Raw genomic sequence first — 23807 nt, forward strand, 5'->3', positions numbered from 1 at the left:
TCAAGATCTCGTTGGCCTTGCGCAGCTCCCGCACCTCGCGTTCAAGGTCCTTCACGCGCTGGGCCTCGCTGCTCGTCACGCCCTCACGCACGCCAGCGTCCACCTCCGCGCGCTTGACCCATTCGTTCAGCGTCTGCGGTACGCAGCCAATCTTGGGCGCGATGGACTCAATGGCCGCCCACAGCGACGGGTATTCCCCTCGGTGCTCCTGCACCATCCTCACGGCACGCTCACGCACCTCGGGTGAGAACTTGTTCGACTTGCTCATGGCTCAATCCTCTCAGAGTGTTGAGCCTCCTCAAAATCCGGGGCGATTCAGTCCTCATTATTAGCTGCAAAAAGAGTGAGGAGAACGTGTGGGCCTTGCTCGCGCGAGATACAGTTTTGAAAGACCCCAATACGGATTATTGGCCCCTGCACGCTTGGTCAAATGAGCCGGGGATCAATTACCAACTTGCCCGGCCGGGAAAACCAAAGTCATATCACGAAGGCGTCCGCGCGGCCGGAGTCGCCGCTGCAGTGGCCGATCCGGAAGTAGACGTCTTTGCCTTTCAAGAAATGAACAAGTCCAGCGGTGCGCCTAGAAATGACAAGGCCATCTTTGCCGCTATGACCTCACTGGTCAAAGCGCAGGCTTATGAGTTGTCTTCCTTGCCTGGTCGCAAGAAGACGAAGGCAGTTTATCAATTCAACCTGATCTCAGTCGTCGGCGCGGATATGTATCGGCTAATGTTCGCACCCAACGGCTCCGGCATTTCAACTACAAAGATTGACTCTGAGCAGTACATCGCTCGCTACATAGTATCAAAAAGGGAGAGCTTCTCGCGCATCAGATTCATTACTTCTAAGGCGTTCCGGTCAGCACTGGATGACTACGGAAAACTGCATTCCGCCAACGTGAAGTGGTTTGGAGGCCAACAAACGGCATTCTACGAAGACATAATTAAAGACCACGATAGAATTCGGTCACTAAGCAAGGCGTTTAATGCGCAAATTAAACATAAGGTGAAGTGGCGAGTCGAAGCTCAATTCAAAAATCTAAAGAACTTCGATGAAGAACCGTTTCTATCATGGAACTCCAAGAGGAATGTTCTTGAAGTGTCGTATTGGGTAGACGAAGAAGTAGTTCAATGGCTGAACGAATCAAAGGACATTCAGGGAGTCATAGAGGCCGCGCTTAAGGGTGTCTACCGCTATTCCGGACCGTTTGAATTCGACGTGCCGTTTTAATGGCGCGCGACTAGTCGCCTGCTGAAGCTGACTGCCGTTGCCGGCCGCCGCCCGTGGAACTTCCGCTCCGGAGCGGGTTGAGCACGAATTGGAAGGACCGCAACGGGTCGATACATGTCGCCCGTCAGGTCGGCAGCGAGCGGCCGAAACCAGCCCGGTGCGGTCGCCCTGCCTCATGCGGCGGCTTTGCAGCGAGGTTGTGTGAAAACTCGACGCGCGCGCTGTTGCCTGGGTCTTGACAGCATTAGCTCCGGTGCGATCGTCGATCCTGAGCCGATCTGAGAGGTCGACTTTTAGCCGGTGTGCAATGGAGAAAAGTTCTTACACAGCCTCCGGCGATCCCGGTCGGTCAGCGCTTGGGGGGCGCGTGACCGGTGTTCAGCGAATTCCCGTCGTGCTGGCACTGTGCGGGTTGGACGCCGACCGACCGGTTTGATCACTTGACCTGCCGTTCAGTGAGGCCGCCCGGTCTTGTTCGGGTTTCGTCCAGCGGGCATGTCCCGCTCGAGCTTTGCGGCGCACCGCCTCTGCGTCGACGCGGTGTCACGCAATGGAGGCAAGACCATTCGCAGATGGCAGAGTCAATCTGGAATGTTGCCGACCGGCTTGGCGGTGCCGCCAAAGGCAGGCGTCCGCGAGAACACATCGGCAATGAAGTCCATGAACACCGTGGCTCGCGTTGGCAGCAGGCCGACTTCTTTCCCGGCTTCGAGCCCCAGGACGGCGAGTACGTTACCGCCGATCGACGTGCCGACCGCAGGGTGTGCCACATCCGATCCGCTTCTTGTTGCTATCTGCGACCTGAACGCATCGCTGAACGAAAAAAAGCCCGGCAAGTGCCGGGCTTTCAATTTGCCGTATTGAGCACGGCGCGGCGAGGCCCCGCCGCACTTCAGCGCTTGTGTTTCGTCTTGTCGGCGATGGTGTAGGTCTGGCGCGACTTGGGAGTCGCGGGCAGCGGTTCACCACCCCTCGCCGGGCAGATCAAGGTCGGAGTTCGGATTAGGCGTGAAGCAGAACCCCTCAAGGTCGCCTTTTTGGATTACCCACAGGCTCCGCGCCGAACGGTTTCCCGATGCCACGTCTTCTGCATCCTGGCGCTGGGCGTCCTTAAGTAATTGAAGCCCGCCATCCATCGGAGCACCGTCGCCAAGTGCCGCCGCGACGAGGTCATCGACAGTGCCGCCTCGGCTCAAGAGCTCGATGGCTGCCTGATGTGAAACCCCAGCAGCCTCAAGAACTGAGCCTAGCTTGACCCAATCAACGGTGCTCGAATCTTCTTCCATGCCCTCATCCTACTGCGGTCGGGGCGAGCCCGCACAGCAGGGCACCGTGCCAACGTCGATGAGCTGGAGCGCACAAGGCGGCGCGCGGTTGAACTTGCAGGCCTCGGCCTAGCCGCGGGAGCTGCGGCCGCCTCAGCGGCTCGCCAGGCGCATAGATCTACGCCGGCTGCGCCCAAGCCCTGACCCGCCGCCGCCGACCAGCTAAGCAGATGCAGCTGTGCTCTCGCAGCCGCCGCCGCAGGTCGCAAATGGCCTTGCAGGCGACTTTCGGGCCCGCCGGAAGACCTGTGCACCCTCCCGCCTCCCGGCGTCTCCCAGATGCACCCGTGAGGGCGCAACTTCTGCTGCAAAAGACTGGCGGCGGAGCGCGCGCGGCGGCGCCCTGCCCGCCCACCCCGCGTCCTTTCGTGTCAAAAAAGTTCAGGGATGAACGAACAAAGTTCAGAGATGAATGGTTTTCGTGCCGAGAACCACTCATCTCTGAACTGACGACCGCTCGCAGCAGCTGCAGATCACCACTTAGCGGATTCGTGCTCATTGATCTTCGAACCCCGTGCTCGTTCATCTCTGAACTTTTACGGTTTTCGTTGCTACATCTCTGAACTTTTACGCCTGACCTGCCGACCAGCCATTGCCGCCACGGCCTCGCCGCGCTTTATCGTACGTGGCGCTAGATGTGAAGCGTCAAGACGTTATGTCCTGAAGCCTTAAGCCTGGTTATTGGTGCGACGTTACCGATGCCGCTGTGCGGGCGATGCCAGTTGTAATGGTGCATCCAGCTGGCCAAGGCTGCAGTGCGGTGGCGGGAGTTCTGGTACGTCCAACCATAGGCCCACTCCCTCAACGCGGACTGGATGAAGCGCTCAGCCTTGCCGTTGGTCTGCGGGCGGTAAGCCCTGGTGAACCGATGCTGGATGCCCAGATCCTTGCAGGCAGCCGCGAAGTCGCGGGACCTGAAGGCCGAGCCGTTGTCGGTCAGCAGGCCCCTGAGCTGCACGCCCAGTGACGCGTAATAGGCCGCAGCATCGCGCAGGAACTGAACTGCCTGTGGTGCCTTCTCATCGGGCTGCATCTCCGTGAAGGCGATGCGTGCGTGGTCGTCCACCGCCACGAACAACGTCTCCCATCCGGCCCCGTTCACACTGTCACGGCGATCACCGGTGACGCGATGCCCCGGGCGTTCGATGCGCCCCAGCTTCTTCGTGTCGATGTGCAGCAGGTCTCCTGGCGCCTCGTGCTCGTAGCGCTGCACCGGCTCGACCGGCTTGAGGTCGCTGAGCTTGGACAGGCCCGCGCGCGCCAGCACGCGGCTGACGGTCGACTCGGAGACGCCCACGGCTCGAGCGATGCGGGCTTGCAGAAGATGCCGGCGCCGTAGCTCAACGATCAACAAGGCCTTGGCGGGCGAGATCGAGCGGGGTGACCTGGTTGGCCTCGACGAGGCGTCCTCCAGGCCGGACTCGCCGCCGGCGAGATAGCGGGCCAGCCATTTGCGGGCCGTCGCCGCAGTCACGCCATGCTCTGCCGCGGCCTGGCTGAAGGAGAACCCTTCAAAGGTGAGCTGCTGGACCATTTGGAGTCGACGCGCGAAAGTGAGTCGGGCATGCTTATGGGTGTTCATCCGGCTGCTCTCCTGAGTGACTGGGGGTTTGGCGATTTCCAGTCTCTCAAATTCAGCCCGGGTGAACACCCGATACAACCTATTGAAGCTTCACAGCTAGAGGGGCCAGCCCGTGCCCGCGACAGCGCTGGACCTCGCTGGCCAGCAGCTGCAGGCGTACCTCGACGCCGGCACGGTCCAGCTGCGCCAAGTCGAGCTGCTGCACCGGGCAAGGGCGTTGTCATCCTCTACATTGAGGAACAAGCACACAGGGCTCTGGCCAAGTGACCTAACTGACCGTCACCTCGACGCAGCAAGCCTCAACTTTCGGAACGGACTGTCCAGTCTTTCCAGGCTCTGGAATCTTCACCAGGATGCCGCGTACCCGGTCAGCGTCTCGCAGGTACCGCTGCATTGGCTTGAAGCACATCGGTCTCTTCCTCGCTGTCGCAGACACCACCCGCGGAAATAAGTCCTGGAATGCATACAGAGCGGAGGCTGCGGTATCACTCAACCGCTACTTTGGCGAAGGCGGGCAAGCGGCGCTCGATTTCGACGCCTACGTTCTTGAGCCAGCTCGGACCAATCTTCGCTAGCCCAACGGTCGTTTGGCTGTCCAGCCTTGGCATACAGGCCCTGAATTCAGGGAGGTTGCTCTCCACCTATGAGACCGGCCAACTTCGCGGATCACATGGACTTGCCGAGCCGAGCCGCCCTCCCCTTGCTCCGCTCGCGAGAGCGAAGCAAGTCTGGATCAGGCCTCCAATTTCTGTGTACGGTATTGACCAATGGGGGCGTGCAGGTCGTAGTTGGGTCCGCCTGGCCACAGGCTCTCCGTGTACACCTGCGCAGGCGAGGTGTACGCGTTACCGTTCACCGCAACCGCGATCTGCGCAATGATCGGTACGCCGTTATCGTTGAGCAGCGCCGCCTCGTAGCCTGAGAACAGAATGGAGCTGGTCAGGCCCTGTCCTGGCTCTAGGTCACCAACAAAAACGAACGACATGAACTGCCCGGTCTGTTGACCTTGGAGCGAAACGATGTACTGGATGCCTGTGATCTTGTCGGTCGACTTCAGCGGCGAGACACTGAAGTTGAACATGCCATAGTTGATGAGGTCGGTGCCCACTGCCGGGGCGATTGTGTAGTTCAGAGGTGCGTTTGGATCTGACGATCGCTGGCCCATGATTTCTCTCCCTTGAGGTTACAGACGAGGTCACTTCGGGGCCAGTACTTGCGAGGTCGCTTGTCCCGCCCCACGTTTGCGCTCACGCGCTACCAGTGCCCCGACAGACCGCGAAAGTGGCTTTGGCAGGGGCGACATGGCTGGCTCATCATGGAAGGCGCTTCAGCCCCCGTCAACGTGCTAGGTTTTACAGGAGCCCACACGAGTCACATGCGCAGGAGCCAATCAGTCCCCCAGTTCGGTACAACGGGCGGTCCGCGGCGTTATGGTTTTGAGGCTTTCCTCCCCTCGAGCGACGGGTGTACCAGGCGCAAGAGAGCGAGTTGTTCGGTGCGATGGCTTTGGGCTTTTGACGCTTCAGTGCCCGGTGCGTTACATCCCCAAAATTGTGGATATGGTGCCGGCGGATGAGTTCACTCGTCCGGCCTCGTCGCCAAGCTCATGGCCCTTAAATCAAAAGTGGTTGGCGGCAGTTCGTAAGAGTCTTTCTTCCGACCTGGCTGCGGGAGAGGCGTAAGCCTCCAGCCGTCCCACCTTGAACGCGTGCGAGAGTTGAACGTCAGGCAGGATGCCAGCGGTGCGGCAGCAGCTCCTCGATCCGCGTGTTGAGTTGCGTGGGACGCCGCTGGAGCACATTGCGTAGGTAGGCCCATGGTTCGTGGCCGCACATGCGCGCCGACTGCACTAGGCTCATCATCACGGCCGCGCGCTGACCGGCCAACTCGCTGCCCACGGACATCCCGGCCTTTCGCCCCATCGCCCACGGCTTGATCTGCCTCTCCAGGTGGTTGTTGTCGATGGGCACTGCGCCATCTTAGAGGTGCAGCGTCAGCGCTGCGCAATAGTTGATCGTGTAGTCGATGGCCCAGCTCGTGGACGTGATCGCGCTGGACCTCGCTGGCCTGCAGCTGCAGGCGTGCCTAAGCGTCAGGCGGCTCTGCGACGGCAACTGAACGGCGAACACCGTGCCGGCGTCGATGAGCTGGAGCACTCCAGACGGCGCGCGGTGGACTTTGCCAGGCATCGGCCTGGTCGAGGGTGATGCGGTCGGTTCAGCGGCCCGCCAGACGCGTAGATCTGCGCGGGCTGGGCCCAGGCCCTGCGACCTAGCTGGGGGCCGTTGACCAGCAGCTGCAGGTACACCTCGGCGCCGGCCTGGTCCAGCTGACATTGATAGTCTCGCGCCGCCCACGCGCGGATCACGCAAGTCGGCGACCTCGGCTGACCGGCAAGCGCCCTGCCGTGGCCGCAATGGCGCTTGACCTCGCTGGCCAGCAGCTGCAGCCCTACCTCGGCGCCGGCCTGGTCCAGCTGGCGTTGAGCACGCGATGCCAGTCCAAGGGCCGCAAATGGCCCTCCAGGCGGTTTTCGGGCGTACCCGAAGGCCAGCATCCCAAGCCGCCTTCCGGCGTCTCCCAGACGCGCCCATGAGGGCGCGACTTTCGCTGCAAAAGATTCGCGGCGGCGCTCACCTCGCCCCACCGCGCCGACTGGGCCCGCCCTCCCCCAATCCAAAAAAGTTCAGAGATGAACGAACAAAGTTCAGAGATGAATGGTTTTCGACATTTCGACACCCCATCCGAAAAGTTCAGAACTGAGTGAACAAAGTTCAGAACTGAATGGTTTTCGACACCTGCCTCAAATCAGACGGGCGTCGTCGAATCGACCGACGTAAAACCACACTTGACCAAATCCCCCCTGGTGTACTACTGTACTAGTACACGCAGGCCACATGGACAACGACCTCTTCTTCACCATCAACCCCGGCTCCGCCGAACCCATCTACCGCCAACTGGTGGAGCAGCTCCGCCGCCGCGTGGCGAGCGGGCAATTGGTGGCCGGTCAGGAAATCCCATCTGTTCGGGAGCTGGCGCAGGCATTGGCTGTGCACCCGATGACCATTTCCAAGGCCTTTGGCCTGATGGAAGCGGAAGGCTTGCTGGAGCGCCGGCGTGGGCTACCCATGGTGGTGGCAGCGCAGCACCAGAAAGCCATGCGGACCCGCTCCCGCGTGGAGCTGTTGCGCCCCGTGCTGGAAAAGGCCGCCGCCGAGGCGCGGCAGCTGGAGTTGCCGCAAGACCAGGTGCTGGCACTGTTCAAGAGCCTGTTGCAGGACCAGGGAGACGCATGATGACGCAGACATTGAGCCTCGACGCCGCCGACCCGGCGGCCAGCCAGACCACCGTGGGCCAACCCCCCGTGCGCGCCATGGGCGTACGCCTGCACTTCAAGGGCCATGGGCCGGTGCTGAATGGCCTGGACTGGACGCTGCAGCCCGGCCAGGTGGTCGGCCTGCTCGGCCGCAATGGCGCCGGCAAGACCACATTGCTGGAAACCGTGCTCGGGCTGCGCGAACCGGAGTTCGGCCAGGTGCAACTCTTCGGTGAGCCTGCCCTGACGCCGAGCGACGCCTTGAGGGCTCGTCTGGGCTACGTGCCGCAGCAATCCGATCTCTTCGAGGAGTTCACTGCCGACCAGTTGCTGCGGTACTTCCGCAGCTTCTATCCGCGCTGGAACGAGGCCAAGGTGGATGGGTTGATGTCGCGATGGGAGATCCCGCGCAACCGCAGCATCGCCAAGCTCTCCCAGGGGCAGCAGCAGCGGCTCTCCATCATTCGTGCCCTGGCGCATGAGCCAGACCTGCTGGTGCTGGACGAGCCCGTGGCCAGCCTGGACCCGCTAGGCCGACGCGACTTCCTGCGTGAGCTGGTGGAACAGGTACTGGACCGGGGCACCACCGTGCTGTTCTCCACCCACATCCTGTCGGACCTGGAGCGGGTGGCCTTCAACATCGCCTTCCTCAGTGGCGGCAAGATTGCCTTGCAGGCGCCGCAGGATGCGTTGGCGGAAGAGGTGCGGCTGCTGATCGGGGACGATCCACGCGTTCGAGACACCGCGAAACGCCACAACGGCCGTGTGCTGACCCAGCGTGAAGGCAAGGGCGCTGTGCGTTGGCTGGTGCGCTTTCCCGCCGATCAGGTTCCGCAAGGTGATGCCGGCCTGCGCTGCGAAGCGCTCGGGTTGGAAGACCTGTTTGTGGAACTGACGCAATGAGCGCCGTCCTGACCGAGGCAAAACCGTCCGGCGGTCATGCACAGATCTTCCGCGTTGTCCTGCGTGCCACGCGGCTCATGGGCGGCCTCCTGTTGTTCCTCCTCGTGCTGCTGCTGGTGCTGGTCGCATTCTTTGGCGGCCGCGAGTCGCTGACGGCCGCCGCAGGCCCCGCCAGCGCACTGGCGATGGGCGGCTTGTGGTGGGTGGCCTTCTTTGCACTGCTGGCGCAGAACCATCCGGTGGCGGCGCGGCTGGTGCCAGGCCAGTTGAAGCAGCTGCGCGAAGTGGCCGTGGTTGTGTTTCTTGGCGTCTCGGCATCGTGTGGCGCCGTGCTGGCGCTCACAGGCCTCCCCGGGCCGGCATGGACCATTGCGGCTGGCGTGGCATTCACAGCGCTGGCGATGGCCACCCGATGGCCTTGGCTGTGGGTGGCCGTCTGGGTGGTCCCGGCAACGGCCGCCTGGTGGGTGCCGAGTGATGCCCGGGCATGGATGTGGCTACGTGCTGTGCACATCTATGAAGAACAGCCCGTCTCCATGGCCGCCTTTGTCCTGGTGATGATGGCCATGGTGATCTGGCGGCTGTTCCAGGCGGGCGGACCGGCCCACGAGCGAAGCTGGCGACGTGCTCAGCTGATGCAGCGTCTGACGCGCAACCAGGTGGGGAATGGACGTTCCGTGACCGCGCTGTCGGGCGGATTCGCCATCGTGTCCGTCCGCGCGTTCTCCTGGCTTCGGACACTCTGGCAGGAGCATCTGATCCGCTCGGGTCGGCCGACCGCAAGGTCTGTGGTGGCACGTGCGGAGCTGGGCGCGAATCCCCACTCGCACTGGTCATTGGTGGTGGGGTCTTCTGCGTTGGTGCTGGGCATGATCTTCCTCGCGATCGCCGTCACACTCGTGGTGCTGGGTGGCCGCGTGAATGAGGGCATGCGCAGCGCGGCGCAAGGCCTGGCGTTTGGCGTCATCGGCATGCTGGTGAATCCATCCTTGTCGGCGGCCACCATCCTGTTCAAGCGTCGTCGCGAGCAGGGGCTGCTGCTGTTGCTTCCCGGGCTCCCGCGCGGCGCGGCGCTGAACCGTCAGCTCGCACGGCGGCAGTTGACGCAGTATGTGCTGTGTTGGGCCACGGGCATGGCAGCGGTGCTGGCGCTTGAGGCGCTGACCCAGTTCACTGCCAAGGACCATGGCGGCCCCTCCTTCCTCATCGGCTGGGCCTTCAACTATGCCGCGCTCACCCTTCCGCTGGGCGTGGTGCAGTGGCGCGACTGGTCGGTCCAACGTCAGCCCAACAACTCGGCGACGGTGTTGTACATGCTGGCCGTCATGGGCGGCATGGTGCTTCTGAGCATGTTGTCCGGGCCATTGCACCTCACGCATGTTCGCGTGCTGGCGCTGTCGGTATGCCTCACTGCTGTGCTGGCGGTCTGGCGCTGGCCGGTGGTGACGCGGAGTGCCAGCTTCTGGCCGGTGGGGCGCTGGTCCTGAGTCGAGCCAGCGCCTGGTCGCGTCAGATGTTGAGCGACTCCCGGAACACCACCGAACCCCATGAGCTCGGGGCCGCGGTTACGGGGAGTGCCCCGGACCTCAGATCGGCAACTCGGTGTAGTACTTGCCGCCGTGGAAGATCAGCGGCTGGGCTTGTTCCATCCGGGAACTGGCCTCCACTTCGCCCACGAAGATGACGTGGTCGCCTTCCTCGTACTGGCTGCGGTTGGCGCATTCGAATACCGCTGCGCAGCCTTCCAGAACGGGTGCCCCTCCGCAGCCTTCGCGCCATGCCACACCGGCAAAACGGTCGATGTCTCGGGTGGCGAAGCGTTGGGCGAGGTCCTTCTGGTCCGCTGCCAGGATATTGATGGCGTAGTGCGATCCCCGGCTGAACACCGGCATGGAGCCCGCCCGGCGCGCCAGACTCCACAGCACCAGCGGCGGGGAGAGGGAGACCGAATTGAAGGAATTGGCCGTCAGACCCACCAGGGTGCCGTCCTCGGCCCGGGCGGTCACGATGGTGACGCCAGTGGCAAACATGCCGAGGGCTGCACGGAACTGCTGAGGGTCCAGCGGCGACGGGCAGACCGGGGCGGGGCCGTTGGCCACCACGATGGGGGAGGGGGAAGGCGACTGGGACATGATTGAGCGTATTGTCGCTTCCCCTGAATTCCCCGTGCTGAATGCCTTATTACCGATGGGTCGTCGGGCACGCCCCTGGCCCGTCGTCCTCCCAGGGGCACTGTTCGCAAATACTGTCTATCGCGCAGGCTACAGCTGCGTTCTGCCCCCCAGGTCGCGTCTTTAGAATGGCGTCATGGATGATGATTTCGGCCCGGACGGCACGCCGTCGCTCGCTTGCGCACCGTCCCACGGTTTTGGTTACTGCAGCTGCGGTGACCCGCGCACCCCTGCTTCAACTTCTGCCGTCTCTTCCACCCCGACGACCCGCCGGCTGTTCACCCGTCTGCTGGGTGCCGCGGGTGGCCTGGCCCTCACGCCAGTTTGGGCACGGGACGGCGTGGATGTGGGCAAGGAAAGCTGGGCCACCAAGCTGGTCTCCGCCGAGCAGGTGGAGGCCGCCGGCCAGACCCAGTACGCCACCATGATGAAAGAGGCCCAGCAGAAGCGCGTGCTGGCCCCGCCGAACGACCCCCAGGTGCAGCGCCTGCGCTTCATCGCACAGCGGATCATTCCCTTGACCGGCACCTGGAACCGGCGTGCCGAGCAGTGGAAGTGGGAGGTGAACGTACTGGCGACTGCCGAGATCAACGCCTTCTGCATGCCCGGCGGCAAGATCGCCTTCTACGACGGCATCCTGCGCAAGCTGCAACTGACCGACGACGAGGTCGCGATGGTCATGGGGCACGAGATCGCCCATGCCTTGCGAGAACATGCGCGGGAGCGGATGGGCAAGTCCGCCGCCACCAACATCGGTGCGGACTTGGTGTCGTCCCTCTTCGGCCTGGGTGACCTCGGTCGCACGGTGGTGGGCGTGGGCGGTCAGTTGCTCAAGCTACGGTTCAGCCGCGAGGACGAATCCGAGGCGGATCTGGTGGGTATGGAGCTGGCGGCGCGGGCGGGTTACGACCCGGCGGCGGGCATCACGCTCTGGGAAAAGATGGCACAGGCGTCCAAGGGGGCGCCGCCGCAGTTCATCTCCACACACCCTTCCGGCCCCACGCGGATCGACGACATCCGCCGGTCCTTGCCCAAGGTGCAGGGGCTGTATCAGCGGGCGGAGAAGCCCCCGCAGCGGTTTGCGCCACCGCCAGCGGCAGCGCAGAAGAAGTAGCTGTCAGCGCCGTAGCTGGCCGTGTCTTAGCCCCAGCGGCCGCCGACGAACGGGTTGCTGCGCTTCTCTTCGCCGAAGCTGCTTTCCGGGCCGTGGCCGGGGATGAAGACCGTGTCGTCCCCCATGGGCCACAACCGCTCCGTGATGGAGCGGATCAGCGTGTCATGGTGCCCGCCGGGGAAATCCGTGCGGCCGATGCTGCCGGCAAACAGCACGTCACCCACAAAGCAGCGTTGGGCGCTGGCGGAGTGGAACACCACGTGGCCCGGTGTATGGCCGGGGCAGTGGCGCACCGCCAAGGTTTCCTGACCGATGCGAACCTGGTCGCCATCCGCCAACCATCGCGTGGGTGTGAACATCTCTGCGGCCGGGAAGCCGAACATGGCCGATTGCTGAGGCAGTGAGCTGATCCAGAACTGGTCCCCTTCCTGCGGGCCCACGATGGGCAGGCTGTCTTCCCGCGCCCACTGGCCGGCGCCTCCCGCATGGTCGATGTGCGCATGCGTGAGCCAGATGGCTTTCATGGTCACACCCAGGGCCTGCACGGCCGCCTTGAGCCGAGGGACCTCACCGCCCGGGTCGATGACGGCTGCCTCCATGGTGGCGTCACACCAGACGATGGAGCAGTTCTGCTGGAAGGGGGTGACGGGAATGGTTTGGTAGCGGAGCGGCATGGTGGTGGTGTGAAGTTCGGAATTAAGGAACCTCTGCATAACGTGGGGCGCGAAGGTACTTGTGCTGCGGGGACCGTTGGTCCGCTAATCGCTGTTCCAGCGGCTGGATGGCTTGGAGGGACCGCGCTTGGAAGAGCTATCCTTGCCTCCGCCGGATTTGGAGCCGAAGTTCAAAGCCTGAGGGAAGGTTTCCCTCCGGGAGGGGGGTTTTTGGGAAAGGAATCGGTGCGCCAGGCAAGGTGGGGGGAAACGCACTCAACGCCCTCGGTGGGGAACCTCAGAGTTTCTTCATGGCCAGTCAGGGTAAGCGGTTTGTGGACCAACTGGTGAACGGTATCGCGCATGAGTCGAAGGTGGGTTACACGACGTTGACGAGCGACATCAGGATCCAGATCGTAAAAGACGTAGAGCTCATGCAAACCAAGCAAATCCAAGGAGCGTCCTGGCGCTTTTTCCAGAGCCCCGTGACAGGTCGAGGGGGACCCTCAGGCCCGCTGCGAGAGGCGCTGGAGAACAATGACATCAAAGTCGTCATTCACTGACCTATGACTTACGAACAGATAAAACCGCCGTTCACGCTCAAATTCAAGGAGATGTCCAAGAAGGAACTGAAGGACTACTTTGCTTGGTTCCAAAGTGTGATACCCCAGCGATATGAAGAGTTGACAAGGGAGGTGCAGCAACTCCCTCAGTTCGCTGATTGGCAGTCGGATGGCTCGCCTGCATCCTTGGATGCTCTAGGGGAGTGGTTCGCGTTGCAGGTTGAGGTGCAGCCTCGCACCGCCGAAGAGGTCGCAGAGATCGAATCTCGTTCCGAATTTGCAATCGGGATTTCGGGGGAGGAGCTTACGAGTCGCACCTTCTCGCTGGCGATGGATGTCGGCATGTACCTCAGTCAGGTCTTCCTCAAGAATAATCCGCTCCTCCGCTGGGACCAGCCCTTTGGCAACAGGAAGTTTGTTGACTATGGCCAGCCCGTTCTTGCCGGTTTCGGGCCAGTCCCCTTCAATCCTGTCCGAATGACGGTGACACTTGTTTACGGCCTCGCTAGTAAAAAGGAAGGCGGGCGCGGCCTTGCGGAGCTATATCTCATTTGGACGAAGCTCATCAGACCCTGACTGCCACGCCAGCAACGACACACACGAGTCCACGAGCGATCCCGACAGCCGGCTGTGTCGCAAGGGCAAGACGGCGAGCGAGTTGCGCTTCATGGGTCACACGTTGATGGACAACCGCCATGGCTTGATCGTGAATGCCCGAGTCACCCCGGCCGATGGTCATGCCGAGCGGCAAGCCGCGCTGAGCATGGTGAGCGACGCTCGCCAGAGCAACCCGCAGGCCATGATCACGCTGGGGGCGGACAAGGGATACGACGCTACAGAGTTCGTTCAAGACCTGCAGCAGATTCAAAGTCCCTACAACTCAAAGAAATCCGCCTGCTCTTCCTCAAATGGAGTGGCGACGTGGGTTTGCTCCGGATGCCATTCTCCTTGTCGGATCGACAATCACCTACAGACAACGCTTTGATCCATGACTGATTTTTGGTCAGAACGCCCTGCGCGCCCCGCCGATGCCGCCCTTGTGGCTGCCCACGGCTGTTACCGGCCTGAGGACAGACATCGCTGTTCCGACTACGCCACTTGGGTACAGCCGCGCCTTGAGGCTGGGCGCTATCTTGGTCTGTTCGCGGTGGTGGAGGATGTCGTCATTGCTGGAGCCGGCATCGTGCTCCTGGACTGGGGACCTACCCGATCCAATCCGTCGGGCCAGATGGGACGGGTCGTGAATGTCTTTACCGAGGAGCCATTTCGCCGCAAGGGCATCGCCCGCTCTTTGTTGAGCGATCTCATGTCGCGCTGCGAAGCGCTCGGCGTCCGCGAATTCAACCTGGGTGCAACGACCGACGGTCGGCCGTTGTATCAGTCATTAGGTTTCGTGGACTATGCCGCTGAGATGCGGCGCCGCGCCCCCTGAACGTAGGCAATCAGCCCGGCGGCGGCCCCGGGCTGGTCAACGGCATTGTTGTTCGAGGTCATGAACCTTCAACGAATCGGAGAAACATCTTGCATCCCCATCCACTCATTGCTTTGGCAGCAGGCGTTGCGCTTGCCGGGTGCGCCGCACCGCCCAGTCCGCCCATGGCGGCAGTGCCGCATGACGCTGCCTGTGTCCAGAGCTCGGATGACGTGAAGCAGGTAGCGAATATCCGTCGTCAGTTGTGGACAGCGCTCAACCAGGGCAATCTCGATGCCACCATGGCGCTGCTGGATCAGAGGGCCGTTCTGGTCGGCCCGGATGTGAACGGCGCCGAGCCATTGGCCAACGCTGTTGGCACACCGGGTCAGATTCATGACTTCTTGGCCACGAAGGTGATGGCGGCAGGTTATCAGTTCAACCTGGTCGGGGGCCATGGGCTTGTAGCGCTGGATTGCAACGTCGCGGTTGCGGCGGAGAAGACCAAGGTCAGTCGCGATGGCAATGCGTCAGAGATGATCATCAGTACGACCTTGAAAAAAACGGACGGTCATTGGCAACTCTGGCTTCTCAATCTCGGAAAGCTGCCCTGATCCCAACCGGCCGATCAGGCCTGCGCAGCAGGAGGTCATACCCCAAGCCGGGGCGAGAACTCCGCCGCCTCCGCCCATCTGGAAGAACCGGTGCTGATCACTCTCACCGGTGGGTGGTCGTGCGTTGAAGTGCGGTTAAGTGCCGTTGAATCGCCTCATCGGAAAGTTCTTCCTGCGATTCCTCAATACCGGTGTGGATTACCGATTCCGCCAGGGATCTCGATTGCTGTAGCTGTCAGGGATTAGCCACCGAATCAATATGACGCCAAGCAGGACCCACATGTCGTGGTGGCTGCGGCGGCATCGGCCTCATTCTTGCAGAGAGCTACACCATGAGAACCCACAAGCCCAAATCGCTCAGCCAACCCGCGCCCCCATCCCGCAAGGGAACGGCTGCCAGCAATCCACCGACCGGTAGCGGCCCAAAGGCCGCTGCTCGGAATACCGATAGCGGTCCTTCCTCGCCACCGCCGGACGATGGCGGTGACATCGCATTGAAGAAGTCCATCGAAACCGGTGAACTTGCGGCGGCATTTCCGTTCAATGCCAACAAGGCAGGTGAGCACGGCTTCGAGAATGGCCTGTCGCCGGAGCCTGGCGCAACGGCCGCCGCGCCCTCTCGGCTCCCGCTGGGGAGTACGCTGTCTGAGACTCAAACCAACGACAAAGTCGGCACGCAGGCTCCCGAAGGCCGCAACGCCACCATTGCGTCGCTGGATCGCGTCCGTGTCGATTCGTCCGGCCAGGCGCTGACGACCAATCAGGGCGTTCGCATCGCCGACAACCAGAACTCGCTGAAGGCCGGACCGCGTGGTCCCGTGCTACTGGAGGACTTCATCCTCCGCGAGAAGATCACCCACTTCGACCATGAACGCATTCCTGAGCGCATCGTGCATGCGCGCGGCTCGGCGGCTCACGGCTACTTCGAGTGCTACGACGCCCTGACCGATCTCACCAAGGCCGCACCCTTCAGTGAAGCCGGCAAGCGGACACCCGTGTTTGTGCGCTTCTCCACCGTGCAGGGGGAACGCGGTAGCAAGGACACCGCGCGCGATGTGCGTGGGTTTGCCGTCAAGTTCTATACCGACGAAGGCAACTGGGACTTGGTCGGCAACAACATCCCGGTGTTCTTCATCCAGGACGCGATGAAGTTCCCGGACCTGGTCCACGCCGTGAAGCCCGAGCCGCATCATCAGATGCCGCAGGCGGCCAGCGCGCACGATACGTTCTGGGACTTCGTCTCCCTGATGCCGGAATCCACCCACATGCTGATGTGGGTGATGAGCGACCGGGGCATCCCGCGCTCGTATGCCACCATGCAAGGCTTCGGCGTCCACACCTTCCGGTTAGTGAACGACGCCGATGAGAGCGTGTTCGTGAAGTTCCACTGGACGCCCAAGGCCGGCACCCATTCGCTGGTCTGGGATGAGGCCGTGAAGATCTCCGGCGCCGATCCGGATTACCACCGCCGCGATCTCTGGGAGCGCATCGAATCCGGCGCGTATCCGACCTATGAGCTCGGTGTGCAGGTCTTCACCGAGGAGCAGGCGGACAAGTTCAGCTTCGACATCCTGGACGCGACCAAGCTCATTCCCGAGGAACTGATCCCGGTGCGACCGGTCGGCCGAATGGTGCTGGACCGCAACCCCGACAATTTCTTTGCCGAGACGGAACAGGTGGCCTTCTGCACGGCCCACGTCATTCCCGGTATCGACTTCAGCAATGACCCCTTGCTGGCGGGCCGCATCCACTCCTACGTGGATACTCAGATCACCCGGCTTGGTGGCCCGAACTTCCACGAGATCCCGATCAACGCGCCCGTGGCCCAGGTGCACAACAACCAGCGCGACGGTGCCCATCGCCAGGCCATTCCGCGTGGACGCGTCTCCTATGAGCCCAACTCCCTGGCGGGCGGATGTCCGTTCCAGGCCGGGGCCGCACAAGGCTTCAAGTCGGTCGCGGCGCGGCAGCTGGGTTCGGACGAGCAGGCCAAGGTACGCGCCAAGCCTGAGCTGTTTGCCGAGCATTACAACCAGGCCCGCTTGTTCTTTGACAGCCAGTCGCCACCGGAACAGGCCCACATCGCGGCCGCCTTCCGTTTCGAACTGAGCAAGGTGACGGTACCGGCCATTCGCGAGCGCATGCTGGCGTCGCTGCGAAACGCCTCGGAGGAATTGGCGGCCAAGATTGCGGATGGGCTCAACATGCCCCTGCCGCCGGCCATGCCCCTGGCGATTGACCAGGCGCCGGAACCGGAGGTCCATGTGTCCCCCGCGCTGTCGCTGTTCGCCCGTCCGGGAGACGGTTCGATTGCGGGCCGCAAGGTGGTCATCCTCATCGCTGATGGTGTGAATGGTCAGAGTGTGACGGACGTGCACGCCGCCTTGTTCGCACAAGGCGCTGTCCCGCGTTTTGCAGCGCCTCGCATCGGTCCGGTGCAGACCGCTGACGGTGTGACGCTGGAGGCGGATGTGTCGCTGGAGAACGAACCCGGTTTCCTGTTCGACGCGCTGGTGGTGCCCGACGGCGAGGACGCGATCCACGCACTCGCCCGCGATGCCCACGTCTACGAATTCATTCGCGACCAGTTCAGGCACTGCAAGCCCATCCTGGCCCTGGGAACGGGTATCTCGCTGCTGCGGGCCGCAGGTTTGGGCCCGGCCCTGGAGCCCGACACGCAAGCGCCTGGGCTCATCACTGCGGATTCTGCCGCCACGGGTGCGCAAGCCCTCATTCAAGGCTTGGCGTCCCACCGGCACTTCGAGCGGGAAACCGACCCGCCGAAGGTCTGATCGCCAGCCCGGCCCTCACCGAATCCAGCCCACGGAAGCACCATGATGAATCCTGACTTTCAACGATTGATGTCGCGGGCTGCCCAGCAGACGCGCGGTGGCGATCTGCTCGGGGCCACCGCCTCCATTCAAAGCGCGCTGTCTGGAGCGCCGGCCCCGGATGCTGCCCAGAGCGATGTCATTGATGTTGAAGCCCGGGTGGTCGAGGACCACGTGGCGGAGATCGGTGTAGCCCACGGCTTGCGCCCGTGGCCTGCTGAGGCGGAGGTTGCGGACGTTCAAGACGTGGTGCTGGAGGAAGAACGATTCCTTGACGCCACTTATGCGCGTGGCCGGGTATCGATCGACTACAAGCTCTACATCCCGCCAGGTGATCCGTCGGTGGCTCGGCCCTTGCTGCTGATGCTTCATGGCTGCACGCAGGATCCTGACGACTTCGCCGCCGGCACCCGCATGAACGAAGTGGCGAAGCGCAATGGCTGGCTGGTGCTCTACCCGGAGCAGTCCACGAAGTCCAATCCCCACGGCTGCTGGAACTGGTTCAAGACCAGCCACCAGGAGCGCGGGCGCGGTGAGCCGGCCCTGCTGAGCGCGCTGACACAGCACGTCATGGCCACCCACCAGGTCGACGCGCGGCGTGTCCACGTGGCGGGCCTGTCTGCCGGCGGGGCGATGGCTGCCGTGCTGGGGCAGACCTATCCCGAGCTGTTTGCATCCGTTGGCGTTCATTCCGGGCTTCCGGCTGGCGTTGTCGCGAATGCATCCGAGGCGCTTGCGATGATGAGGTCCGGCGAGACGATGTCACCGTTGGGACAAGCCTCGAGGACCCCACGGCGACCGGTGCCCACCATCGTCTTCCATGGGACCCGTGACATGACGGTCCACCCAGTCAACGGCGAGCAGGTGTTTGCCGATGCGACGGCAGGCCTCGAATGCACGCAGCGTGTTGAACACGGCCGCGAAGGTGGTCGGGCCTACACGCGCAAGATCTGCGCGGCACCGGATGGACGATCGCTCGCCGAGCTGTGGCTCATCGAAGGCGCCGGTCATGCCTGGTCCGGCGGCGACCAGCGTGGTTCTCATGCCGACTGGCAAGGCCCCGACGCGGCCAGCCAGATGATTTGCTTCTTCTCCGCGCATCCGAGTGCTGGCGGAGCGTAGCGTCGGCTAATGGCCGTCGTCTCTCCTCCTGCTCGTTCGCGTCCTTTCGCACCCCATTTCCGGAGCGCCATCATGGCCAAAATCTCAAACCTTTCCGACCTCTATATCAGTGAACTGAAGGACCTCTGGTCCGCCAATGACCAGATGGCCAGGGCACTCAAGAAGATCAGCCCACAGGCCACCAACGCCAAGCTCACACAATTGCTGCAGGAAGCCCAGGCCGGCATTGCGGACCACACCGCCCTGTTGAAAGCGCTGATCGCCAACCAGGACGAGGAAGTGTCCAAGGAGCACTGCAAGGGCATGGAGGGGCTGGTGAGCGAGGCCCTGAAGCATGTCATTGAAGAACCGCCCGAGCAGGGCCCGGTGTTGGACGCGCAGATCATTGCGCAATACCAGCGCATGACCCATTACGGGATCACAGGCTTCGGCACAGTTGCGGCGTTTGCCAAGGCCCTCGGGCTTGACGACGATGGCCGGCAGCTTGAAGAGGCCGTCGATGATTTGTACGATGCCGACGAGTTGATGACCGAGCTGGCCGTGGCTGCCGTCAATCAGGACGCCGCCGCCGAGTAGCTTTGTTGGACGGACTGCCGGGATGATCCACCTGCGCAGCTCCGCCTCTCGCCCCTGAGGGGACTCAAGGGAACCTCTGCATAAAACCCCTCGCGGGAGTTATGCAGAGGTTCCCAAGACCAGCTGTAAGTCCGCTGAAACGCCTGCAGAGCACCGAGTCGTACACTCCGCCGACAAGGCGCCCACTGTAAATGCTGATACGCAGCAATCGAAGATGGGCCTGCAGGGAGCTCTTCAGATGACTGATCTCACCCGGCGCGCAGGCTTGCGCGTTTCGGCGGCGCTCGCGGCCGCCAGCCTGTCGACGCCATGGAGCGCGTTTGCGCAAGCATCGGCCAATGCGGCTAATGCGGCCACTCCGCCCGGTGCCACTCCTTCAGCGAGTACAGCCGCCAGCGCTGCGTCAGCGACTGCTGCCGTTCCCGATCCGCAGCAAACGGGCCCCGACGGCCCGCTGCTCGCCACCCGCCTCAAATATGAGGGGGTCGCCATGGCAGCCATGCAAGTTCGCGATGGCGCCGCCACCTACAGCAGCGCGAGCGCACGAGGCAAGCTGCCTGACGACCAGACGCTGTTTGAGCTGGGCTCCATCACCAAGACCTTTACCGCGCTGTTGCTCGCCGATGCCGTCACGCGTGGCCTGACCAGGCTGGACGCACCCGTCGAGGCCGTGCTGCCTGATGGCCTCAAGCTCAGGGACAGCCAGGACCGGCCACTGCGCTGGATCGACCTGGCCACGCACCGCTCCGGGCTGCCGCGCATGCCGTCCAATATCGACGATGGCATTGACGGGCAGGACCCCTACGCCCACTACGGCTGGCCGCAAATGGCCGCCTTCCTGAAGGAATGGAAGGCTGTCAAACCGCGTGACCTGGCGTCCAGCTACTCCAACCTCGGTTTCGGGCTGCTGGGTCAGGCACTCGGTTTCCTGCAGAAGACCGACTACCCGACGCTGCTCACCACGCGGGTGCTCAAACCTCTGGGGCTGGTGGATCAGATCTTCCTGACCGCGCCACCGGGTCGCCGGTTTCTGGATGGGCACAACAAGGCCGGGCAACGGGTGTCCCACTGGAACTTCCGTCCGGCCATGGCGGGCGCCGGTGCGCTGGTCGGCAGCACGCGCGGGCTGGCGCGCTACGCGCAGGCGGCCTTGGGCCAGTTCGACCATCCGCTGAAGGACGCTTTCCAGCTCTGCCTGCGCGAGCATGCGGAGGGTGAAGGGGTGGGCGCCCGCACGGGTCTGGCCTGGCAACTCGGCGTCCTGTCGGGGCGCCCGGCGTTCCACCACGGCGGCGAGACCTATGGCTTCATCGCCGACCTGTGGCTGGATCCAACAAAGGGCAGCGCCGCGGCGCTGCTGTCGAACGCGCCTGTCACCATCGCCGACCTCGCCCTGCATCTGGTGGAACCCAAGGCGCCAGTATTGGACATGGCGCTGACCCGCCAAGCGGTGGTCACGCTGACGCCGGAACAGCTCGCCCCGCTGGAAGGTGTCTACCTGCTGTCGCCAACGATGAAGATTCGCATGATGGCGCAAGGTAACCGCTTGTTCTCGCAGGCCACGGGTCAACAAGCGTTTGAGCTGTTCCCGAAATCTCCGCGGGAATTCTTTGCCAAGGTCACACCGCTGGAGATCATCTTCGATCCTGGTACGGGGCCGGCGCCGGCACTGACGGTCAGGCAGGGCGGGCGGGACACACGCGCGTCGCGCGAGCCCTGATATCTGTGGAAGCGCGCCTCCGGCCCCCGCCTTGGGGAGATCGGCATGCGCGCACAAAGTTTCCAAACCGACACCGGACGGACATTCACGCCATCCCCCGCACGAAACCCGGCAACACCGGCCTCATCCAATGTCCAGGTCCTTATATGGAGTTGGAACATGCGATTGAAGAGCTTGGCGTTGGGCCTGAGTCTGGCGGCCTCGGTGGCGCTGGTGACGGGGTGTGGCGGGAGTGATGACACGGCCAAGGTTCGGCTGCTCAATGCCAGCATTGGCAGCACCTCGCTGGACCTGGCCGTGGGTGATGATGAGACCGTGGTCACCAGTGGGCTGGCCTACGCCACGGTGGGTGACTACGAGGGTGTGGACCCGGATGATTCGCTGCTGGAAGTCCAGAACTCCACCAGCGGTGCCACGCTGGTCTCCAGCACACCGACGCTGAGCACCAGCAGCAAATACACCTTGATCGCCTATGGCGTGAGCGGCTCGGTGAAGACCACGCTTGTGACTGAGGCCGAAGATACGCCCGACAGCGGCAAGACCAAGCTGCAAATCCTGAACCTGGCACCCGATGCAGGCTCGTTGGACATCTACGAAACCGGCACCACGGAAACGAGCCTGGACAATGCCGCCACCTTGGCCAGCACCGTGGCGAGCGGCTCGGGCTCCGGCTACCTGTCCATCAAGTCGGGCAGCTTCCGGCTGGTGGTGACGGCGGCTGGCGACACCTCCGACGTCCGGCTGGAAATCCCCTCGATCACCCTGCCGGACAAGGGCGTGTCCACCCTCATCCTGACCGGCTCCAACGGCGGCCTGCTGGTGAACGGCATGCAGCTGGTGCAGAAGGGCACGTTGACGAACTACGCCAATACCAACGCCCGGGTCCGCCTGGTGTCCGGCCTGACCAGCGCCGGCCTCAGCGCCTCGGCCGGCGGTACGCCGTTGCTGACGGCCTCTTCCTCGCCGGCCATCGGCAGCTATGTGAAGGTCACGGCCGGGACACCTGCCGTCACCCTGACGGTCAACGGCACATCGGTCACAGTGAGTGCGCCCACCCTGGTGGCGGGCAATGACTACACGCTGCTGGTCTACGGCGATGCAGCGTCGCCGACGGTCACGTTGCTCAGCGATGACAACAAGCTCCCCACCACCTCCACGACTGCAAAGATCCGTCTTCTGAATGGTCTGACCGGCAACACATCGGCGATGACCCTGTATGTGGACTACTCGGTGAAGGCCACTGGCGTCACGCCCGGCAGTGTCTCCACGCCCGTCCAGATGACCGCCACCACGGACTCGCTGGTGACGGTGAACTCGTCGTCCTCCTCGACGCCGCTGTTCAGCCAGTCCGACACCACCATCACCGCACAGGGCGTCTATACCGTCTTCCTGCTGGGTGACGGAACCAGCGCCACCACGGTGGGCGCTTCGCTCGTCAAGGAGCGGTAAGCGGCGGCCGGGGTGGACCCGGCGTCCGATGACTGAAGGGGCCCGAGGGAAGCTCTGCCCCTTCAGCGCTGGCCAGGACAGGCATCGATAATCGCGGGTTCTCCTCGTTCACCAGCAGCAGCCACCCGCAGCACGTCGAGTCGGTGCGATCCTGTCTGCCCCCGCACCATGTCCCGAACCCAGCGAGCCACCCTCATCGGCCTGACCGCCATCGCCCTGTGGAGCTCGATCGTTGGCCTGATCCGTGGGGTGAGCGAAAGCTTCGGCGCCACCGGTGGCGCTGCGCTGATCTACACCGTGGCTTCGGCCCTGCTGGTGCTGACCATCGGCCCCACCCGCGTCTCGCAGTTGCCGCGCCGCTATCTGTGGATCGGTGGGGCACTTTTTGTGGCATATGAGCTCTGCCTGTCACTATCGCTCGGTTACGCCAGCAGCGCGCGGCAGGCCATCGAAGTGGGCATGGTGAACTACCTGTGGCCCACCTTTACCCTCACAGCCGCCATCGTGTTCAACCGGCAGCGCACCAGTGTGCTGATCGTGCCCGGCTTCCTGCTGGGCATCCTCGGCGTGTGCTGGGTACTGGGGGGTGACCAGGGTCTGAACGGGGCCCAGATGCTGGCCAACGTGCAGAGCAATCCATTGAGCTACGGCCTGGCCTTCATCGGCGCCTTGATCTGGGCGGCCTATTGCACCGTGACCGCGCGCATCGCCAACGGAAAGAACGGCGTGACGCTGTTCTTCATGCTCACGGCGGCCAGCCTCTGGATCAAATTCGCATGGACCGACCACGCCCCCATGGACCTCAGTCCGCAGGCCATCGCGATGCTGGCCTTGGCTGCCGGCGCCATGGGTTTTGGTTATGCGGCCTGGAATGTCGGCATCCTGCACGGCAACGTGACCGTGCTCGCGGGCGCGTCCTACTTCATCCCCGTCATGTCGGCCGCGCTGGCGGCTGCCGTGCTGCGAACGCCGCTCTCGATGAGCTTCTGGCAGGGGGCGTGCATGGTGTGCGGTGGCTCTGTACTGTGCTGGCTCGCCACGCGGGACCGGGCGTCCCAGGTGCCTGATTCGCACACCTTTTGACGTTCGCTCCGATATTCGCCCCACGGGGTATGTTGTCGGGGGTTGAGAAGGTGCCAAAACGTGATCGTGCCGGCTAACCAGATCACAGGGATTTAACCACTCGTATTACCTGAGCGAAGCTTCTTCATAGTCCGGACGTGCCCT

22 protein-coding genes and 1 pseudogene are annotated in these 23807 nt (G+C 63.2%); 15 read left to right on the plus strand and 8 right to left on the minus strand.

Features of this window, described 5'->3' with window-relative positions; all coding sequences use genetic code 11:
- On the minus strand, positions 1 to 268 hold a 268-nt coding region (locus BMY53_RS14350), incomplete at its 3' end, for a transposase (protein WP_143074081.1).
- 86 nt (positions 269 to 354) lie between these two features.
- On the opposite strand from BMY53_RS14350, the gene BMY53_RS14355 reads away from it, so the two are divergent.
- On the plus strand, positions 355 to 1230 hold the full coding sequence (locus BMY53_RS14355) for a hypothetical protein (RefSeq protein WP_143074082.1): 876 nt from the start codon (positions 355 to 357) through the stop codon (positions 1228 to 1230).
- A gap of 581 nt (positions 1231 to 1811) precedes the next feature.
- On the opposite strand, the gene BMY53_RS14360 is transcribed toward BMY53_RS14355, so the two are convergent.
- The 5 genes from BMY53_RS14360 to BMY53_RS14380 form a co-directional block, all read right to left on the minus strand.
- On the minus strand, positions 1812 to 2081 hold the full coding sequence (locus BMY53_RS14360) for a hypothetical protein (protein WP_143074083.1): 270 nt from the start codon (positions 2079 to 2081) through the stop codon (positions 1812 to 1814).
- Positions 2082 to 2192: 111 nt separating this feature from the next.
- The gene (locus tag BMY53_RS14365; RefSeq protein WP_092947180.1) at positions 2193 to 2516 is read right to left on the minus strand and encodes a hypothetical protein; all 324 of its coding nucleotides are present in this window, start codon (positions 2514 to 2516) and stop codon (positions 2193 to 2195) included.
- 670 nt (positions 2517 to 3186) lie between these two features.
- A complete protein-coding gene (locus BMY53_RS14370; RefSeq protein WP_092947407.1) occupies positions 3187 to 4137 on the minus strand; it encodes an IS481 family transposase in 951 nt (316 codons plus the stop codon).
- Between the two features lie 733 nt (positions 4138 to 4870).
- Complete coding sequence (locus BMY53_RS14375; RefSeq protein ID WP_143074084.1) at positions 4871 to 5302, minus strand: hypothetical protein; 432 nt, start codon at positions 5300 to 5302, stop codon at positions 4871 to 4873.
- A gap of 559 nt (positions 5303 to 5861) precedes the next feature.
- Positions 5862 to 6107 carry a transposase domain-containing protein gene (locus tag BMY53_RS14380; protein WP_092947182.1) on the minus strand — a complete coding sequence of 82 codons (246 nt, stop codon included), beginning with the start codon at positions 6105 to 6107 and terminating at the stop codon, positions 5862 to 5864.
- A gap of 927 nt (positions 6108 to 7034) precedes the next feature.
- Between BMY53_RS14380 and BMY53_RS14395 the strand changes: the two genes are divergently transcribed.
- Genes BMY53_RS14395 through BMY53_RS14405 form a run of 3 tightly spaced genes read left to right on the plus strand, consistent with a single transcriptional unit; the run spans position 7035 to position 9843 of the window.
- Entirely contained in the window at positions 7035 to 7433 is a 399-nt protein-coding gene (locus tag BMY53_RS14395; protein WP_092947185.1) for a GntR family transcriptional regulator, read from the plus strand.
- A complete protein-coding gene (locus BMY53_RS14400; RefSeq protein WP_255370206.1) occupies positions 7433 to 8356 on the plus strand; it encodes an ABC transporter ATP-binding protein in 924 nt (307 codons plus the stop codon). The genes BMY53_RS14395 and BMY53_RS14400 overlap by 1 nt, the downstream gene beginning before the upstream one ends.
- Complete coding sequence (locus BMY53_RS14405; RefSeq protein WP_092947186.1) at positions 8353 to 9843, plus strand: hypothetical protein; 1491 nt, start codon at positions 8353 to 8355, stop codon at positions 9841 to 9843. The genes BMY53_RS14400 and BMY53_RS14405 overlap by 4 nt, the downstream gene beginning before the upstream one ends.
- Positions 9844 to 9942: 99 nt before the next feature.
- Here the strand turns inward: BMY53_RS14405 and BMY53_RS14410 are convergent, their stop codons facing one another.
- Positions 9943 to 10386, minus strand: a complete 444-nt coding sequence (locus BMY53_RS14410) for a flavin reductase family protein (protein ID WP_092947409.1) — start codon at positions 10384 to 10386, stop codon at positions 9943 to 9945.
- A gap of 277 nt (positions 10387 to 10663) precedes the next feature.
- On the opposite strand from BMY53_RS14410, the gene BMY53_RS14415 reads away from it, so the two are divergent.
- Positions 10664 to 11641 carry a M48 family metallopeptidase gene (locus BMY53_RS14415; RefSeq protein ID WP_092947187.1) on the plus strand — a complete coding sequence of 326 codons (978 nt, stop codon included), beginning with the start codon at positions 10664 to 10666 and terminating at the stop codon, positions 11639 to 11641.
- 26 nt (positions 11642 to 11667) lie between these two features.
- Here BMY53_RS14415 and BMY53_RS14420 read toward each other — a convergent pair whose 3' ends face one another.
- On the minus strand, positions 11668 to 12354 hold the full coding sequence (locus BMY53_RS14420) for an MBL fold metallo-hydrolase (protein ID WP_255370207.1): 687 nt from the start codon (positions 12352 to 12354) through the stop codon (positions 11668 to 11670).
- Positions 12355 to 12860: 506 nt separating this feature from the next.
- Between BMY53_RS14420 and BMY53_RS14430 the strand changes: the two genes are divergently transcribed.
- The 10 genes and pseudogenes from BMY53_RS14430 (at position 12861) to yddG (ending at position 23663) form a co-directional block, all read left to right on the plus strand.
- Positions 12861 to 13433: a hypothetical protein gene (locus tag BMY53_RS14430; RefSeq protein WP_092947190.1), complete on the plus strand. Its 573-nt coding sequence runs from the start codon at positions 12861 to 12863 to the stop codon at positions 13431 to 13433.
- Positions 13434 to 13443: 10 nt separating this feature from the next.
- Positions 13444 to 13707: pseudogene (locus BMY53_RS14435) on the plus strand (IS5/IS1182 family transposase); the annotation flags it as partial.
- 138 nt (positions 13708 to 13845) lie between these two features.
- Positions 13846 to 14289, plus strand: a complete 444-nt coding sequence (locus BMY53_RS14440) for a GNAT family N-acetyltransferase (protein WP_092947191.1) — start codon at positions 13846 to 13848, stop codon at positions 14287 to 14289.
- An 89-nt stretch (positions 14290 to 14378) separates the two neighbouring features.
- A complete protein-coding gene (locus BMY53_RS14445) occupies positions 14379 to 14882 on the plus strand; it encodes a nuclear transport factor 2 family protein (RefSeq protein WP_143074085.1) in 504 nt (167 codons plus the stop codon).
- A gap of 332 nt (positions 14883 to 15214) precedes the next feature.
- A complete protein-coding gene (locus BMY53_RS14450) occupies positions 15215 to 17674 on the plus strand; it encodes a catalase (RefSeq protein ID WP_092947193.1) in 2460 nt (819 codons plus the stop codon).
- Positions 17675 to 17716: 42 nt separating this feature from the next.
- Complete coding sequence (locus BMY53_RS14455; protein ID WP_310732115.1) at positions 17717 to 18835, plus strand: extracellular catalytic domain type 1 short-chain-length polyhydroxyalkanoate depolymerase; 1119 nt, start codon at positions 17717 to 17719, stop codon at positions 18833 to 18835.
- Between the two features lie 72 nt (positions 18836 to 18907).
- On the plus strand, positions 18908 to 19411 hold the full coding sequence (locus BMY53_RS14460; protein ID WP_092947194.1) for a YciE/YciF ferroxidase family protein: 504 nt from the start codon (positions 18908 to 18910) through the stop codon (positions 19409 to 19411).
- 490 nt (positions 19412 to 19901) lie between these two features.
- Entirely contained in the window at positions 19902 to 21131 is a 1230-nt protein-coding gene (locus BMY53_RS14465) for a serine hydrolase (RefSeq protein ID WP_177200885.1), read from the plus strand.
- 159 nt (positions 21132 to 21290) lie between these two features.
- A complete protein-coding gene (locus BMY53_RS14470) occupies positions 21291 to 22580 on the plus strand; it encodes a DUF4397 domain-containing protein (RefSeq protein WP_177200886.1) in 1290 nt (429 codons plus the stop codon).
- Positions 22581 to 22748: 168 nt separating this feature from the next.
- Positions 22749 to 23663, plus strand: coding sequence for an aromatic amino acid DMT transporter YddG (gene yddG, locus BMY53_RS14475; protein ID WP_092947197.1), 915 nt, complete (start codon positions 22749 to 22751; stop codon positions 23661 to 23663).
- Positions 23664 to 23807: the final 144 nt, after the last annotated feature.

This window comes from Roseateles sp. YR242, assembly GCF_900109745.1.
Lineage (GTDB): Bacteria > Pseudomonadota > Gammaproteobacteria > Burkholderiales > Burkholderiaceae_C > Roseateles.